This is a genomic window from Saccharibacillus kuerlensis DSM 22868, from assembly GCF_000378145.1.
Classification (GTDB): domain Bacteria; phylum Bacillota; class Bacilli; order Paenibacillales; family Paenibacillaceae; genus Saccharibacillus; species Saccharibacillus kuerlensis.
Window position 1 is genome coordinate 51,697 of sequence record NZ_KB899295.1, and the last position, 15,865, is coordinate 67,561.

The 15,865-nt window shown below is 50.7% G+C and carries 13 protein-coding genes; 11 read left to right on the forward strand and 2 right to left on the reverse strand.

Features of this window, described 5'->3' with window-relative positions; all coding sequences use genetic code 11:
- Positions 1 to 262 precede the first annotated feature (262 nt).
- The 7 genes from F456_RS0116180 (at position 263) to F456_RS0116210 (ending at position 7,402) form a co-directional block, all read left to right on the forward strand.
- A complete protein-coding gene (locus tag F456_RS0116180; protein WP_018978096.1) occupies positions 263 to 1,528 on the forward strand; it encodes a mechanosensitive ion channel family protein in 1,266 nt (421 codons plus the stop codon).
- A gap of 120 nt (positions 1,529 to 1,648) precedes the next feature.
- The gene (locus tag F456_RS0116185) at positions 1,649 to 2,110 is read left to right on the forward strand and encodes a GNAT family N-acetyltransferase (RefSeq protein WP_018978097.1); all 462 of its coding nucleotides are present in this window, start codon (positions 1,649 to 1,651) and stop codon (positions 2,108 to 2,110) included.
- Between the two features lie 508 nt (positions 2,111 to 2,618).
- Entirely contained in the window at positions 2,619 to 3,062 is a 444-nt protein-coding gene (locus tag F456_RS0116190; protein ID WP_018978098.1) for a LytTR family DNA-binding domain-containing protein, read from the forward strand.
- Complete coding sequence (locus tag F456_RS0116195; RefSeq protein WP_211223579.1) at positions 3,059 to 3,472, forward strand: hypothetical protein; 414 nt, start codon at positions 3,059 to 3,061, stop codon at positions 3,470 to 3,472. Before F456_RS0116190 ends, F456_RS0116195 begins: the two co-directional genes overlap by 4 nt.
- A gap of 133 nt (positions 3,473 to 3,605) precedes the next feature.
- The gene (locus F456_RS0116200) at positions 3,606 to 3,824 is read left to right on the forward strand and encodes a hypothetical protein (protein ID WP_018978100.1); all 219 of its coding nucleotides are present in this window, start codon (positions 3,606 to 3,608) and stop codon (positions 3,822 to 3,824) included.
- A 65-nt stretch (positions 3,825 to 3,889) separates the two neighbouring features.
- Positions 3,890 to 4,738, forward strand: a complete 849-nt coding sequence (locus F456_RS0116205; RefSeq protein WP_018978101.1) for an aldo/keto reductase — start codon at positions 3,890 to 3,892, stop codon at positions 4,736 to 4,738.
- Between the two features lie 216 nt (positions 4,739 to 4,954).
- Positions 4,955 to 7,402, forward strand: a complete 2,448-nt coding sequence (locus F456_RS0116210) for a polyprenyl synthetase family protein (RefSeq protein WP_018978102.1) — start codon at positions 4,955 to 4,957, stop codon at positions 7,400 to 7,402.
- Between the two features lie 87 nt (positions 7,403 to 7,489).
- Here F456_RS0116210 and F456_RS0116220 read toward each other — a convergent pair whose 3' ends face one another.
- On the reverse strand, positions 7,490 to 7,987 hold the full coding sequence (locus F456_RS0116220) for a hypothetical protein (RefSeq protein ID WP_018978103.1): 498 nt from the start codon (positions 7,985 to 7,987) through the stop codon (positions 7,490 to 7,492).
- A 13-nt stretch (positions 7,988 to 8,000) separates the two neighbouring features.
- Positions 8,001 to 9,353 carry a hypothetical protein gene (locus F456_RS0116225; protein WP_018978104.1) on the reverse strand — a complete coding sequence of 451 codons (1,353 nt, stop codon included), beginning with the start codon at positions 9,351 to 9,353 and terminating at the stop codon, positions 8,001 to 8,003.
- A gap of 192 nt (positions 9,354 to 9,545) precedes the next feature.
- Between F456_RS0116225 and F456_RS0116230 the strand changes: the two genes are divergently transcribed.
- The 4 genes from F456_RS0116230 to F456_RS0116245 all read left to right on the forward strand — a co-directional run bounded on the left by F456_RS0116230 (position 9,546) and on the right by F456_RS0116245 (position 15,361).
- Positions 9,546 to 10,121 carry a sigma-70 family RNA polymerase sigma factor gene (locus tag F456_RS0116230; RefSeq protein ID WP_018978105.1) on the forward strand — a complete coding sequence of 192 codons (576 nt, stop codon included), beginning with the start codon at positions 9,546 to 9,548 and terminating at the stop codon, positions 10,119 to 10,121.
- Entirely contained in the window at positions 10,118 to 11,158 is a 1,041-nt protein-coding gene (locus F456_RS0116235; RefSeq protein ID WP_018978106.1) for a DUF4179 domain-containing protein, read from the forward strand. The genes F456_RS0116230 and F456_RS0116235 overlap by 4 nt, the downstream gene beginning before the upstream one ends.
- A gap of 318 nt (positions 11,159 to 11,476) precedes the next feature.
- A complete protein-coding gene (locus F456_RS0116240) occupies positions 11,477 to 14,263 on the forward strand; it encodes a glycoside hydrolase family 3 C-terminal domain-containing protein (protein WP_018978107.1) in 2,787 nt (928 codons plus the stop codon).
- A gap of 444 nt (positions 14,264 to 14,707) precedes the next feature.
- Entirely contained in the window at positions 14,708 to 15,361 is a 654-nt protein-coding gene (locus F456_RS0116245; RefSeq protein ID WP_018978108.1) for a hypothetical protein, read from the forward strand.
- Positions 15,362 to 15,865: the final 504 nt, after the last annotated feature.

A 15,865-nucleotide genomic window follows, 5' to 3' on the forward strand; every position in this document is an offset into this window, starting at 1 on the left:
GATGCGAAAAGAGCCGGACGCAAGAGAGGAAGGCGGCTGCAGATAAAATTCAGTGCGTTTGCGTACAGACAAGCTCTAAACAAAGGTTAACGAAAAAACATCCGGAAGGATGTTTTTTTTATTTTCATAGAATTGTCCTTTATGGCATCAACTTTGCCTACGTTCCCCGTATCCCCTATAATAAAAACTTGTCCTGCACAGCTTCATATCCAACTTGTCGTATTCATTTATGCTACATGGATTTAATTGCAAGGAGGAACTCATGAACTTTATCCGTAATCAACTCGAAAATGCAGGCATGACTGATCCGATGACCTTCTACATCTCGAACGTCATTATGATCCTGTTTATCGCGCTGCTCTGTATTCTCGCCAATTTGATCACCAAAAAAGTTGTGCTCAACGCTGTCATTCGGATTGTCAAAAGCAACCGCTACCACTGGGACGATATCATCGTGGAGAAAAGGGTATTCCACAAGCTGTCGCATCTCGTTCCGGCAATCATCATTTATTTATTCGCGCCCGTATTTCCGGTCTATCAGTCGCTAATCGAGAAGCTGTCCGCCGCCTATATGATTTTGGCCACGATTGTAGTGCTGAACGCGTTGATGGATGCTTTCGAAGCCATTTACCGTTCGTTTGAGATCTCCAAGATTCGCCCGATCAAGGGATACATTCAGGTCATGAAGATCGTGCTGTTCATCATCGGCGGCATCGTCTTAATCTCTAGTCTGATCGGCCAAAATCCTCTGATCATTCTCAGCGGTCTCGGCGCCCTGTCGGCGGTACTTATGCTCATTTTCAAAGATTCCATCCTCGGCCTGGTAGCAGGCATACAGCTCTCTTCCAACGATATGGTGCGCGTGGGCGACTGGATTGAAATGCCGAATTACAATGCGGACGGCGACGTCATCGACATCACGCTCAATACGGTCAAAGTCATGAACTTCGACAAAACAATCACGATGATCCCAAGTTACGCGCTCATTTCGGATTCGTTCCGTAATTGGAGAAGCATGCAGCTGTCCGGCGGCAGACGGATCAAACGGAGTATCCGGATCGATACGAGCAGCATTGGTTTTTGTACAGATGAGATGATTGAAGAGTTCAAGAAAATACATTATCTGTCCGACTACCTCACCAACCGGTTGACCGAGATCGAAGAATATAATTTGAAGCACAATATCAACCGGGAGAGCAGAGTCAACGGTCGTCAGCTGACGAACGTTGGCGTATTCCGGGAATATATTCGCCAGTATTTGACCCATCATCCCGGCATTCACCAGGACATGACGCTGATCGTGAGACAGCTGGCGCCGGAAGAAACCGGTCTGCCGCTGGAAATCTATGCGTTCAGCAGCGACACGTCTTGGGTGGCGTACGAATCGCTGCAGGCAGATATTTTCGACCATATCTTCGCTGTGGCTCCGACGTTCGGACTGCGTATTTTCCAGAATCCGACGGGATATGACATTGCTCGGCTAAAAGAAAGCGCGGCAGCTGCAGGTGTCGAGGCGGAGAACGTTTGAAAGTTTTGGATTGATGAAAAGCGGTATCCTGGTCTGTTGACTGCGGATGCCGTTTTTTTTTGCGAATTTTTCAATAATCAACCATAATGAATAAAACGGATCGAAGGAGTTTTGCCAATCATGAGTGAGTATTATTCGAACGCCGACGAGGTCAAGATTCAAAAAGCATCTTCAGAACAATTCCCAAGGCTGTCACAGCTCTGGCTCGATACGTCGCTCTCCGCACATTCTTTTATCGATTCCGACTACTGGGAAGCGAATCAGCAGGCGATGGAGACTCGGCATCTGCCCGGTTCCGAAGTCTATGTCTGTACGGAAAATGGTGAGATCGTCGGGTTTGCCGCGATGAGCGAAAATCATCTGGCCGCACTGTTTGTCGACGAATTTTGTCAGGGTAGAGGTTACGGTCGTCTGATGCTGGATTACGTGAAAAGGGATCGGGACACCGTCACGCTGAACGTATTTGTGCAAAATGCGAAGGCCGCCGAGTTTTATCGAAAAAACGGCTTCCAGATCGAACGGGAGCAAACCGACGAAGCGACGAGCGAACGGGAGTATGTGATGGTGTGGAAGCAGACGTAAGCCAAAACGAATAAGCATTAAAAGAAGCACGTTGACGCATATAGGGCGCTCCTTCGGAACGTCCAACGAGTCGAAAAAGTCTTTTTTGTGAGAATCCAATGAGCGGAAGAGGAAATTCAGTGAAGTGCAGGCTTTCGCAGAAAGCCACTTCGGAAGCATATGCTGATCGCGTTCGCCTTTGTGGTGCGAGTTCACCCAGAATCAGGATGTGAACTTGCACCGCTAATCGAGAAAATTCCGCTTAAATTTAATTCCTTTTCTCGATTTCAACACGCGACCTAAAGCCTTTCGAAGAAAGGTACATCGTAAGCATCAGCTAAAGAATTTCTTTCGGAGTTTTCTCGCTTCTCGCGCATATTGGACTTTCTCGACAATCTGACGCTCCTTCGGAGCGTCTTTTTGCTATATATGCAACAAACTTTCTAATCCCTGCAACAAACTGCTCAAAATATAGCCTCTTTGCGATTTTCGCTATACGATAAACTCAAGTTAAAGAAAGGAGGCCATCATGAAAATCACGTTCGAAGCCGATGCCGTGCTCGACCGCCGAACAGCGAAAGTGCTGACGCATCCCGAGGAACAGGGGCGCTGGCCGCAAATTCGGGAAGCGATCGAACAGGCGGATGAGAAGATCGGATTGATCAACGCCGCCAACGATCGGGTCGTTCAGGTTCCGCTGGGACAGATCGCCGTGATCGAGTCGGAAGACCGCATGTGCGGCGTCACCCTGATCACCGGCGAGCGGTATCTGCTGAACAAGAGGCTCAAAGCCGCCGAAGAAGACTTCCAAGCGCCTCGTTTTCTCCGGATCAACAACCGCACGATCATCGGCACGGATCATATCCGGGAATTTTCGTCCGCCGCTCATGCCCGTATCGAAGTCATGCTGAATGATGGTTCGCAGCATGTGGTCAGCCGCTTTTACATCCAACAATTCAGGAGGGGTTTATGATGATCATTCAACTTCGCAATTCGTTTTTCCAGGTGTTCACGATGTCGCTGCTGTGGGTCGTTCTGCTGCTTACGCTATTTTTCGGAGATCAGAACATTAATATGGGGTACCTATGGAACGTTGCCGGAATCGCCGTAATCTTCGCCGCCGTGTTTGGAGTCATGTACAATGCGCTGTGGAATCATTTCACGATGAAGCCGATCTGGAATATCGCGATCTCGTCGGTACTGTCGCTCGCAGGCACCATGCTGGCGGTATGGCTGTTTTCGAGAGAGATGTACGATATGATCTTCCCTTATCTGCCGGGCATGATCGTGCTGTCGCTGGTGCTGCACACACTCGGATTCTATGTCTATGCGAAAATGGACAGCAAAAAGCGGGCAGACGAATTGAATCGAAAAATGCGTTAAACTCACCAAACAAAACCGAAAAATCCGCCAAGCCGACCGACCTCGGCAGGAGCGGTTTTTCGCATTCCTATCTGTTTTTTTATAAAATAAATACATATATCGTCCCATTGTCGGGTTAAAAGGAGGGGTAGCGATGAGAAGCATCCGGGAGCATATTCCGCAGGATGAAGTGATCGAGCGGGTGACGAAGCAGTTTGCCTGCCGCGTTCTCTGGAGCGAAGGGCGGCCGTGTCTGGAGTACACCGGAGAAGCGCAGCTGCAGGAAATCGAAGCGTACGTGCGCGGCGAATTGCATTGGGATCTGTACGATGTGTTCTTTACGGCGGTGGAGAGTCTTCCTGCGGAAGCGTAAAGGAGCCGGATTTTCGAATGATATTACGGGTAATATAGACGTATAACGAAGGAGGGCTTTTTACTATGCAAACCAATATCCCAACGATTACACTGAACGACGGACTCGATATTCCCGCTATTGGCCTGGGTACGTATTCGCTGAACGGTTATTCCGGTGCGGAGTCGATCAAGAGCGGCATCGAAGTCGGCTATCGCCTGATCGACTCGGCTTTCAACTATGAGAACGAGGGTGCAGTCGGCAGAGCGGTGCGCGAAGCGTCCGTTCCCCGCGAACAGCTGCGGATCTGCTCCAAGCTGCCGGGCCGCCACCATGCCTACGACAAAGCGCTGCTGACGATCGAAGAGTCGCTGCTGCGCACCGGTCTCGACTATTTTGATCTGTACATTATCCACTGGCCGAATCCGAAGCAGGACAAGTATGTAGAAGCGTGGCAGGCGATGATTGAAGCGAAAAAGCGCGGTTATGTGCGTTCCATCGGCGTCAGCAACTTCCTGCCGGAGCATCTGGACCGCATCGTTAAGGAGACGGGCGCTGCGCCGAGCCTCAACCAGGTGGAGCTGCATCCGTACTTCGAGCAGACGGTTCAGCGTGAGGCGAACGCCAAGCATGGCACAATCACCGAATCGTGGAGCCCGCTCGGCCGCGGCAAAGGCGACGGCGTACTGGAAGACGAGTCGGTCAAAGCTATTGCGGCAGAGTACGGCAAAACGCCGACTCAAGTTATTCTGCGCTGGCATACGCAGCTCGGCGCCGTTCCGATTCCGAAAGCCGGTTCGCGGGAGCACCAGCAGGAGAACCTGAACATCTTCGACTTTGAACTGACTGCCGAGCAGATGCAGACGATCTCGGCATTCAGCAAGGATAACAAGAGATTGTGGGATCAGGACCCGGCGGAGTACGAAGAGTTCTGATCAGACCGTTCGTTAAAATCCAAAGTACGGCTCCAGACCGCCCGCTTGAAACCTTTTAAGGCTTCTGCGGGCGGTTTTTTGTGCAGGGTTTTCCGTCTCTTCATCGTCTATTTAATAACAATTGGGAAGATCGATCGGCTTTTTCGTAACCCTTCTCCATCTGCTCCGTATAACCGCTTAACGATCTCAACATGACAAAATCCAAGGGGAATGACTATGCGTCTAATATCGACACGGACGGCTTCATCGGCCGAAACGGATCCGACAAACGAATATCGCGGGCGGGCGGCTTATCGGCAGGCAGAAATTCGTGCAGAAAAGTATTTGGAGGAGCTGACGGAGCGGGTACAAAGCGGACAGTACGCGGCTGAACTGACGGAAGACTTTTATGTATGGAAAAAGGGGCATGTCTCGCCGTGGCCGGCGCGCCTCTTCCGCAGCTACCGGACGCCGGACAGGCAGGATTACGAGCGCTATATCCAATGGATGAACGCGGTGGGCAAGCTGGACGATTATTTGGAGCGCAGCGTGTCGTATTTGTATATGCGCGATCTCGGTCAGGCGCTGGACAATCCAACTACGCAGAGCCGGGTACGCCGCACCGCTTCCGGATTGAAGCGCTCGCTGCTAAGCGGAGAAGGCATGCAGGAAGGCATGCCGGTAGACGGTTTCGACACGGCGGTGCTGTACCGCTGGGGCCGTCAGGAAGGAATTGAAGATACGGTCATCTGGATGATTGCCAAGCTGAAGAGAGTCTCGGAAAATATCCCGGAAGGCTTGAGCGCGGAGCAGGCCCAGCGCAAGCTGATGAAGATTATCGCAGGCGTTGTGCTGCATGCGCGGGAAGATATGGACGAGCATACGCCGAAGGAAGAGCGCTCCCGCAGAATGGATGAAGCGGTCCGGCTCGGTTACTGCTACGGGCTGACTTATCCGTTTGTCGACGATCTGCTGGATTCCGCGCTGCTGAGCGAAAACGAAAAAGCGCGGTATTCCGAGCTGATCCGTCGTGCGCTTCTGAGCGGAACGGTGCCAAAATGGGACGAGTGGAACCAGGCATTCGGCAGTGAGAGCGGACACAACCTTGCGCTGATCCGCTACATTCACAGCGAGCTTGGCGAAGCGTTCGAGTACATCAAGAGCCGGCAGGGCGGAGTTGGCGGCAGCATCTTTTTCGAGCAGGCTTATGTCTTCTTCGAAGCGCAGGATGTAGACCGGAACAAGCAGCTGGAGGAGAAAGGTTATACCGCCAAGCAGCTCTATGTTCCGGTCATTCTTAAGTCTTCCGGTTCCCGCTTGATTGCCCGGTCGGTGAGCCAGATGGACGAAGAATCCGGAGATCAAGGCTTTGAACAGCGGACCTTCTACTATGGGATCTATAATCAGCTTGCCGACGACTTTGCAGACTTGTTCGATGATCTGGAAGCCGAAGCGGTCACGCCGTATACGTATTACTGGAAGCATCGGCTGGAGCGTCCTGATCTGCGGAGCCCGTTTGAGATGTACTGGAGTGTTATCACCTATCTCATTCGGGACGTATACGGCAGCGACCCCAACACGCGGGAAGTCATCTTGGACCGGGCGATCAATGGGTTGAAGCGGGCGCGTCAGCGTCTGGGTATTCCCCGCTACGAGGAACTGATGGATCTGCTGACTTCCGATATGCCGCAGCTGAACAAGGTCATTCAGCAGATGGTGAAAAAGGCGGAAGACGTGGAGTTCTTCGACAAGCTTCTGCGCGATCAGATGCTGATTGAGATGAAAAAGGACCGGGAAGACCGAGAGAGGTTCCGGGAGCAGTTGGACGAGATCCGGGCGGAGATTGACGCTGCGCTGCCCATCTCTTCGGAATCGCCGGTGCCGTTTGTCGGCGACTCGCTGATTGGCGCAGCCAACTACAGCTTGGCAGGCGATGGCAAGCGGCTTAGGCCGATTCTGGCGCGGCTTACGGCAGAGGAAGGCTACGGCCTGGACCGTGAAGCGATCATGCCGATGCTGAAATCGCTGGAGTATCTGCATACCGCTTCCCTGATCTTCGACGATCTACCGTCGCAGGACAACGCAGATACCCGGCGCGGCCGGCAGACGCTGCATACCCGCTACGACGGCGCGACTGCCGAGCTGTCGGGGCTGCTGCTGATCCAGCAGGGCGTGAAAGAGCAGGCTTCGCTCAAAGGCTTCAAGCCGGAGAGAGTGCTGGAGCTGATCCATTACTCGGCGCGCAAAGCGGAAGAATTATGCATGGGACAGGCGCTGGATCTGAAGTCGCGGGGAATGCAGCTGGATGTGGAGCGGTTGAACGAGATTTGCTTCTACAAAACGGGCGTCGCGTTCGAAGCTTGTCTCGTCATGCCGGCGATGCTGGCAGGTGCGCCGGAAAGTGAGATCAGACTGCTGGAGAAGTTCGCGTACCACGCGGGTATTGCGTTCCAGATCCGCGACGATCTGCTGGACGCGGAAGGCGAAGCGCTGCTGATCGGCAAGCCGTCAGGGAAAGATGCAGCCAACGGCAGCTCCACATTCGTCAGCGTACTGGGAATCGGTGGGGCGAAAAGGGCGATGTGGGATCACTACTGCGAGGCATCCGATGCGGTTAAGGCACTGCCGGAAGGACTGCGGTTCCTGAAGCATCTGCTGGATGTTTTGGTGCATCGGGAGCGGTAGGATTCATTTTACAGAGAAAAGATTGTACAGCAAAAGCCTTATCCGATATATTCCCGGATAAGGCTTTTGCATTTTTGCATAAAGAAATTACTTGTTTTCCAGGGAATAAGGTTCGCCCAACTCACCCGGCACATCTCCGCCTTTGGAGTAATACCACTGGGTGTATACTTCGTCCGCGTCTTCGGAATCATTGGCTTGAATGCTGAACGAACTCATGACTTTTTGTGTACCATCGTCGAAAAGAATTTCGAAATTAGGATGCCCGCTGCTGGAATATTTTTTATGGAATTTCGCTTGAATGACTTCTTGGTCGAAAGTATCGCTCATTAACAATTCACGGCTTTGTTCGAAAATTTCTTTTTTTTCTTCTTCGGTTACTGGATCCTTCATTTCATAATACATATAAATCGTAGTCGGCATAAATTCGAGTCTTATCTCTTTAATGGAAGCATAATCTTCTTGAATTTGCTCACGAAACTCTTTGATTTGATCCGAAGAGATCCTAACGGGATTTGTACAGCCGGTAAGGAGAATCATCAGCATAGAAAGTAAAGTGATGATGTTTTTATTTTTGAGTTTTTTCAAGTCTGCACCCTCTTTATTTGAAATACATGAAGCCGCCTCCAAGAGACTTAAATCTCGTAATTTCATTGAAGTGAGTTCGATAATTGATACTTCTTCTTTCCCCCCATGTAGAAACAGCGATCCATCGATTGTCGTTTACATCTCTATAGTATTTGGTGATCGTCATCCAATGCCATTCATACTCGTAATCATTGAATTTCGATAAATTAAGGGTGGCTACCGGAGAATTCAAACCAAGCCCTTTTTTGATATAAGCTGCTGTATTGTCCAGAGTGAATGTCGAGTTATCGGTCACACCAGTAAGTATCACATTTTTATCTTTAGCATATTTTTCAACCATGGAAGTGAAATGCTGCACAGAAGTTTCTCCGAAAGGACCCGGACTAATGTAGTTATACATCAAATTCATATGAGCAAGAAAATCAGTCTTTGAAGTTGTAGTGCCGCTGTACAAATTACGATAAGCGGACGGATTTGTTATTTTAGCTAGATAATTCGTGATATTGGCTGCCGCTACAGGTGCGCATCCTCTTGTGTTTTTGGTAGGTGCGGTAGCGCTCCACCATCCCTGATTACCTCCATAACTGTAAATCCCCGCACTTGTCTCTACAGGAACAAATCGCCCCTGACTGGCTTCCACTGTAAGCGCATAGTCTTCTTTGGTGACAGCGGCAACCATAAAGGATTTTTCAGCTGTAGTTTCGTTTAAAATTCGCTGCATTCGCTGTTTATTTTGCTCCGTTTGAAGCTCCTGATACTGTTGTTCAAGCTGTTCCTTTTGTTCCATGACCGCTTCGGTTACGTCTTTAACAGATTCAAAGTCATCTTCCAACTGAAGATATTGTTCTTCTTGATGCTGGCCAGTCTGAATCATATAGGTCATCGGAGGGACAAACACGAGCTTGGACGAAGAATCTTTATCAAAAGAAGCAATAGAGAGCGATGGCGACAGCTGATTTCGAATCGACTGAACTACAGAATCGTCTATGAAAATATCATAAGCGTCGTAACTGTCGCGCAGTGCCCCTATCGATATATAGCCAATTTCCTGCTTGTTCGAAAGTAGAGGAACCATGTATGCAATGATGTTTTGTTCCAGATCGTACAATGGGATTTGATTTGTGGAAGGTGTAATGGACAGTCCTTTGGTTTGCCAGTCGTCTTGAAGGTATCCGTTTATATGCATGTCGGCAATTTGAATAATTTCTTCGGTACTCAAAACAGAGGTCAAAGGATCAACAAATCCTTCTTCATTTGTTTGCAGAGAAATGTTATCCATTGATTCAGCATGGATAACGCTTACATTTGGAGACAAGATGAGTAAGGATAAAGCTAATCCTGCAGTCGCTTTTTTAAAAAAATACATGTAATCACTTCCTTTTCATTGTTTTATTGCTTCTCATATGTAATAGACGTTTCATATAATGGTTAGTTTTGAAAAATTTTCTTTTTCTTTTTTTCTAAACGAGATAGAATTTTTTCCTCTACTTCGTAATATACAATGTCGATACAGATTGGAAAGCAATCGGTATTTACAGAAGAAAGGAGGGATACTCGGATGGAGCAGGAGTTAGAAGACAGGCATAGACGAGAAAAAGACATCGTCAGGCGCATTCGCCAGCGGGAGGAACGCGCGCTTCGTGATCTAATCGATCTGCACGGCGGACTGCTGACAGCGATCGTAAACCGCCATTTGTCCGGCAGCCGGCAGGATCGCGAAGAATGTCTCGACGATGTGCTGCTGGCCATATGGAACCATATCGAATCGTTCGACGGCGAACGGAATTCGTTCAAGCAGTGGGCCGCCGCTGTAGCGAAGTACAGGGCGATTGATTATCAGCGCCGCTGGATAAAGGAACAAGAGCGCCGCACAAGCGAAGAACTTGATCCAGATCGGCTGCGGAATATGGACGAAGGAAATACGGCTGCGAGAACGAGTGCAGAAGACGTATTGGCGCAGCTGCCGGAGGACGAGCGGAGGCTGTTTGAACGCTACTACATCGAAGGCGTTCCGACGAAAGAGATCGCGAAAGCACTGGATGTACGGGAATCATGGATACACAACAAACTATCGCGCGGACGCAAAAAATTGAAGCGTCTGTGGACTGCGGGAGGAGAGGTGCAAGGAAAATGAGCGTTTACGATGAATTGAACGACTTAAAGTTAGATCTAACGGAGTACGAGGAGCAGCCGCTGAGCGATATCGAACGAAAAAAATGGAAACGGCGCTTACAAAAAAAATTAAGAGCTTTGGAAAAAAATAAGAAACCGCACGGCAAACGCTGGCAAAAGAGAGTCCTCGTCACAGTCGCTGCGGCTGGGATTTTGCTTGCGGGAGCGACGCTTCCTGCTGGCAAGGAGGCGCTGGCAAGACTCCCGTTCGTATCCGGTCTGCTGGAGAATTTCACCGGTTACGGCGAGCATGTTGATTACTCCGCATATAAGACGCAGATCGGCGAAACGGCCGAGAACGGATTTGGCAGGCTGACGCTTAACGAAGTACTGGTCGATTCGGATCGGCTGCTCATCACGTCGACGCTGGAGCCTACCGAGGCCATGAATGTCGAAGAAAGTGACGTGATCTATTTGGATGCGAAGGTAACTATAAACGGACGGAGTGACCAGCAATGGGCGGAAAGAGGCGGAGCAGGATCGAGCGGCGAAAACGGAAGGTATACGACTTACCAAAGTATCCCGTTCGAAAAGATTCCCGGCGGAGACAAGCTGGATATTACGATTGAATACGACCATATCTCATGGTGGCAGCAGAAAGGCAAACCGACCCAACCGCCCGAACCGTGGACATTCCATATTCAGACTTCGAGATCCGCGCTTCTGGCGAAAACGAGCACAGTCGAGATCAATCGCACGATAGAACTGACCAATGGCGATGAAGTCTTTATCGGCAAAATCGTTTCGAGTCCGGTATCCACGACCGTATACTATGACATCACCAAGCAGGCGGAAAACGAGTCAGGGTTATTCCTGAGCACGTTCAAACTCGTTACGACGAACGGAGAGGAGGTTCCTGGAGAAGGGGCGAGCTGGAGTATCGATGACGGTGGTCAAGCCCGGTATGCGCCAATTAATCTGAAGCAGGGTGAATATTCGCTGATCCCGATCGACGGTGAGAAAGAAAAAGAGATGGGCGAAGCTATCCCGATCCGGTGACAAACTCTTTTTAGATAAACATTGATCATCATCGATAGCAAGGAGGCAAGGCGTACCGATAGCTTTGTTTGAATGAGATCGGCAGCCTATGGGCTGTCGATTTTTTGTTTCTTCGGCCATGTCTCCCATATAGAAAACTTTGCTTCTTTCCCCGAAATTCTTTATAGTGAAGACAGATGCGCAGCTTTTTTTCGACTTTTACGAAAATGTTTTCGGAAAGCGCAAACAAAAGAGCAAAAGCTAAACGAAAAAGGTTTTGTGATAACGGAAAAATATAAGCGCATGGGGAAGACCCACACAGAATCGGGAGGGAATATTTTGAGCCAAACCAATGTTGGAGGACCTCTGAAAGGCTTTGATGAATTCAGCAGAAAGGTTGCCGCACAGGGCGCCGTATTGCTTCAGAACGACAATCAGGCACTGCCGATCCGCGAAAGCGAAAACGTTGCAATCTTCGGACGCGTGCAGCTGAACTATTACCGCAGCGGCACAGGATCGGGCGGCAGTGTGCATGTCTCGCATACGACGAACCTATTGGACGGAATGCGGAGTAAGCCTTCGGTTCAAGTGAACGAAGAACTGGCATCCGTATACGAAAAATGGATCGAAGAGAATCCGTTCGACAACGGCGGAGGCGGCTGGGCGGCGGAACCGTGGCACCAGAAAGAAATGCCTTTGAATGACGAGTTGGTCGCGGGAGCGCGTGCCCAGTCGGACAAAGCGATTGTCGTCATTGGTCGTACGGCCGGCGAGGATCAGGATAACGCCGATGCACCGGGCAGCTACCGTCTGACGCCGGAAGAGCTGGATATGCTGACGCAGGTGACCAATCATTTTGACAAGACAATTGTTGTCCTGAACGTTTCGAACATTGTTGATATGAGCTGGGTGAAGGAAGCCTCGCACAAGCATCCGATTGCGGCCGTCATCTACGCATGGCACGGCGGCATGGAAGGCGGCAATGCGATCGCGGACGTGCTGTCCGGCGACGTCACCCCAAGCGGCAAGCTGACCGATACCATCGCTTACTCGATTGAAGACTACCCGTCTACCCGCAACTACGGCAGCGAGATCAAGAGTGTCTATGAAGAAGACGTATACGTCGGCTATCGCTATTTCGAGACGTTCTGCCCGGAAAAGGTCCAGTATGCTTTTGGCTTCGGTCTCTCCTATACAACGTTCGCCTATGCACTGGAAGAAGCGAAAACGGTGCAAAAAGACGGCGCGGAGTGGATCGAAATCGGCGTGAACGTAACCAATACCGGCGATACTTTTGAAGGCAGAGAAGTGGTGCAGGTCTATGTGGAAGCGCCTCAAGGCAAGCTTGGCCAACCGTTCAAAAAGCTGGCGGCCTTCGGCAAAACGAAGTCGCTCAAGCCGGGCGAATCGGAACGTCTTGTGATCGCATTCCCGGTAAACAAGCTGGCTTCGTATGACGATGCGGGAGCAACGGGACACCCGTATGCTTACGTGCTGGAGGAAGGTACCTATCTCTTCCATGTCGGATCGAACGTCAAAGACACGACGGTCGTGCAGGTAAACGGTGCAGGCGGTTATATGATCAACGAACTGCGTGTGGTCCAGCAGCTTGAAGAAGCAATGGCGCCGGTCGAAGACTTCTCCCGGATCAAGCCGGGTTTGCGCAAGGAAGACGGATCATACGAGCTGGTAAGCGAACATGTGCCGACCCGCAAGATCGATATGGCGCAGCGCATTCAGGATCGTATGCCGAAGACGTTGACGCAGACGGGCGATCGTGGCATCAAGCTGCAGGACGTTAAGGCAGGTCAAGCTTCGATGGACGATTTCATTGCGCAGCTGAGCGACGATGAGCTGGCGACTCTGGTTCGGGGCGAAGGGATGAGCAGCCCTCTGGTCACACCGGGTACGGCTTCCGCATTCGGCGGCGTGAGTGATGCGCTGCTGAGCTACGGCATTCCGGTAGCCTGCACAGCCGACGGTCCTTCCGGCATCCGGATGGACAGCGGCGGCCAGGCGACTCAGGTGTCGATCGGTACGCTGCTCGCGGCGACGTGGGATACGGCGCTGGTCGAAGAACTGTACGTGCTGGAAGGCCAAGAGCTGCTGCTGAACAATGTGGATGCGCTGCTCGGACCGGGGCTGAACATCCGCCGCAGTCCGCTGAATGGGCGCAACTTCGAATATTTCTCCGAAGATCCGATCGTGTCGGGCGAGTTCGCGGCAGCCTGCGTGCGCGGCATTATGAAAGGCGGCTCCAACGGAACGCTTAAGCATTTTGCCTGCAACAACCAGGAGCAGTATCGCACGAAGGTCAACGCGGTCGTATCTGAGCGAGCGCTGCGCGAAATCTATCTGAAAGGCTTCGAGATCGCGGTGCGCGAAGGCGGCGCCAACTCAATCATGACTTCGTACAATCCGATCAACGGTCACTGGGCAGCGTCGAACTACGATCTGAATACGACGATTCTGCGCGGCGAATGGGGCTTTGACGGTATCGTCATGACAGACTGGTGGGCAGTGATGAACGATTCTGCAAACGGCGGCGAAGCGGATCGCAAAAACACCAACTTCATGGTCCGCGCGCAAAACGATCTGTATATGGTCGTCATGAACTATGGCGCCGAGACCAATATCTGGGGCGATAATACGATCGAATCGTTGGAAAATGGTACGCTGACACGCGGCGAACTGCAGCGCAGTGCCAAAAACATCTGCACATTCATTATGAATGCGCCGGTATTCTCCAGAGAGCGGACGAACGAAGAGAAGATCGAGAAGTTCGAAGCGCAGGATATTATTCAGTTGGACAGCGCACAGGCGTTGTCCGGAGAAGGTGAAGTTCAGCCTTCCGTCGATTCGCCGATCTATGTCAAAGTCGAGCAGCCGGGCGTCTACCGCGTTGCGGTCAACACCATGTCGCCGGAACCGGAAACTTCGCAGAGCGCCTGCAACCTGATGCTGAACGGCCGAATCATGACAACTGTGCAGATGAATGGTACAGGGGGCCGCTGGCTGAAGCAGCGCCTGCTCACGATTGAACTCGAAGCGGGAACGTATAAGCTTGAAGTCGAGTTTACGAAGCCGGGTCTGCAGCTGGGAACGGTGGAGTTCAAGCGGGTGTGATTGCGGCTGAGTGCAGATTAAGTTCGAGTTTAGTTCGGGTTTAGTTCGAGTTGAATTCGAGATAAGCCTGAGCGAAACGGGACTGGGTACAGCACAATGAGTCTGTTTCATGCGAGCAGTGTTGAAAGCTGCTTAGTCTGTTCGATTCCCGCTTGAATACTCTGACTTGCACCAAGTCCGCTTTTTTTCTAAACTTGCTTATATAGAAGTTAGAAGTTAGAAGTTAGAAGTTAGAAGTTAGAAGTTAGAAGCTAGAGACCACAGACTACAAGCTGCAAATTAGAGAATATGAGTTGCGGACGCGAAGCACGCGCCGCTTTAACCTTTCGGGGTTAAAGCGGCTTTTTTGCATGCGCAGCTGCCGTAATACGCGTCAACATGCCGCTGATGCAGTGACTTGGACCGAGTGTCCGTATTTTCGAGAAGGAGGGAACATTTGTACAGATGATGGAATTTGAAAAAGAATACGAAAGTTGGATCAGCGGACAGCTGGAAGCAGAACAAAATCCGAGAAGAAGAGAGAGGCTCGAACAAGGTCTGGGGCATGGGAGTATTGAATTTTTACGGTCCGTATGGTTCCCTGTCTTCAAAAACTTTGATCATTTGTATGCGGAGTGGGAAGTGCGCGATCTGAACGGGGGGTATCGCTATATCGATCTTGCCTACCGTCCAGGTGGAGAAAAAGGAGCAATTGAAATTCAGGGATACGGTCCGCACGCAAGAGATTTAGATGTTCGGCGCTTCAAAGATTTGTGCTGGAGGCACAGCCTTCTCGCATTGGAAGATTGGACGCTGCTGCATATTGCGTATCCGTCGATTAAGGAAGAGTTGGGCCGATGCCGCCAGCTTGTTCTCGCTTTTGCCGGTAAGTTTTCCGCTTCGTCCTTCGATTCATCCTTGTCTTGGTTGGAAGCCGAAACGCTGCGGTTTGCACGAGGGACACCGGCCCCTTTTACAGCAGGTCACCTTGCGGAACATCTTCGAATCAGCAGCCAGCATACAAGACGTATCCTGCGCACTCTAGTGGAAGATAGACGTTTGGTTGTAGCCAGCGGGGAGAAGAGATATCGGACGTACCGACTGCCGGAATGGACTTGAGGCTTTAAAGGGCAGAGGTGAGCAGTGAACAGTGAGCAATGAACAGCGAACGATGAGCAAACGAGTAGTTAAGCGAACAACTCAAAAATGAGTACACGAACGAGTGATTAAGCGATCCAACTAGAAAACAAACGAACGAAAGAACGAAAGAACGAAAGAACGAAGTGTTCCCTAAAGCACAGGAGGTTAGCAAACCCACGATATTTATATTCTAACGAATCTATATAACGTTAAATTCGCAAAATGGAGGGTTTTAAAAATCTAACGAATCGTAAGAACGCTATTAGAGCAAAATGGACGCTAAATCGAAGTTTAGAGTGATAATAGCGTTCTATGGATTCGTTAGAATTAAAAAAGTGGCTTATTGGCGAAAATAGTGATATCTCGATTTGTTAGCGTTACAATTTTTCAGACCGCCAGACCGCCAGACCGCCAGACCGCCAGACCGCCAGACCGCCAGACCGCCAGACCGCCAGACCGCCAGACCGCCAGACCGCCAGACCG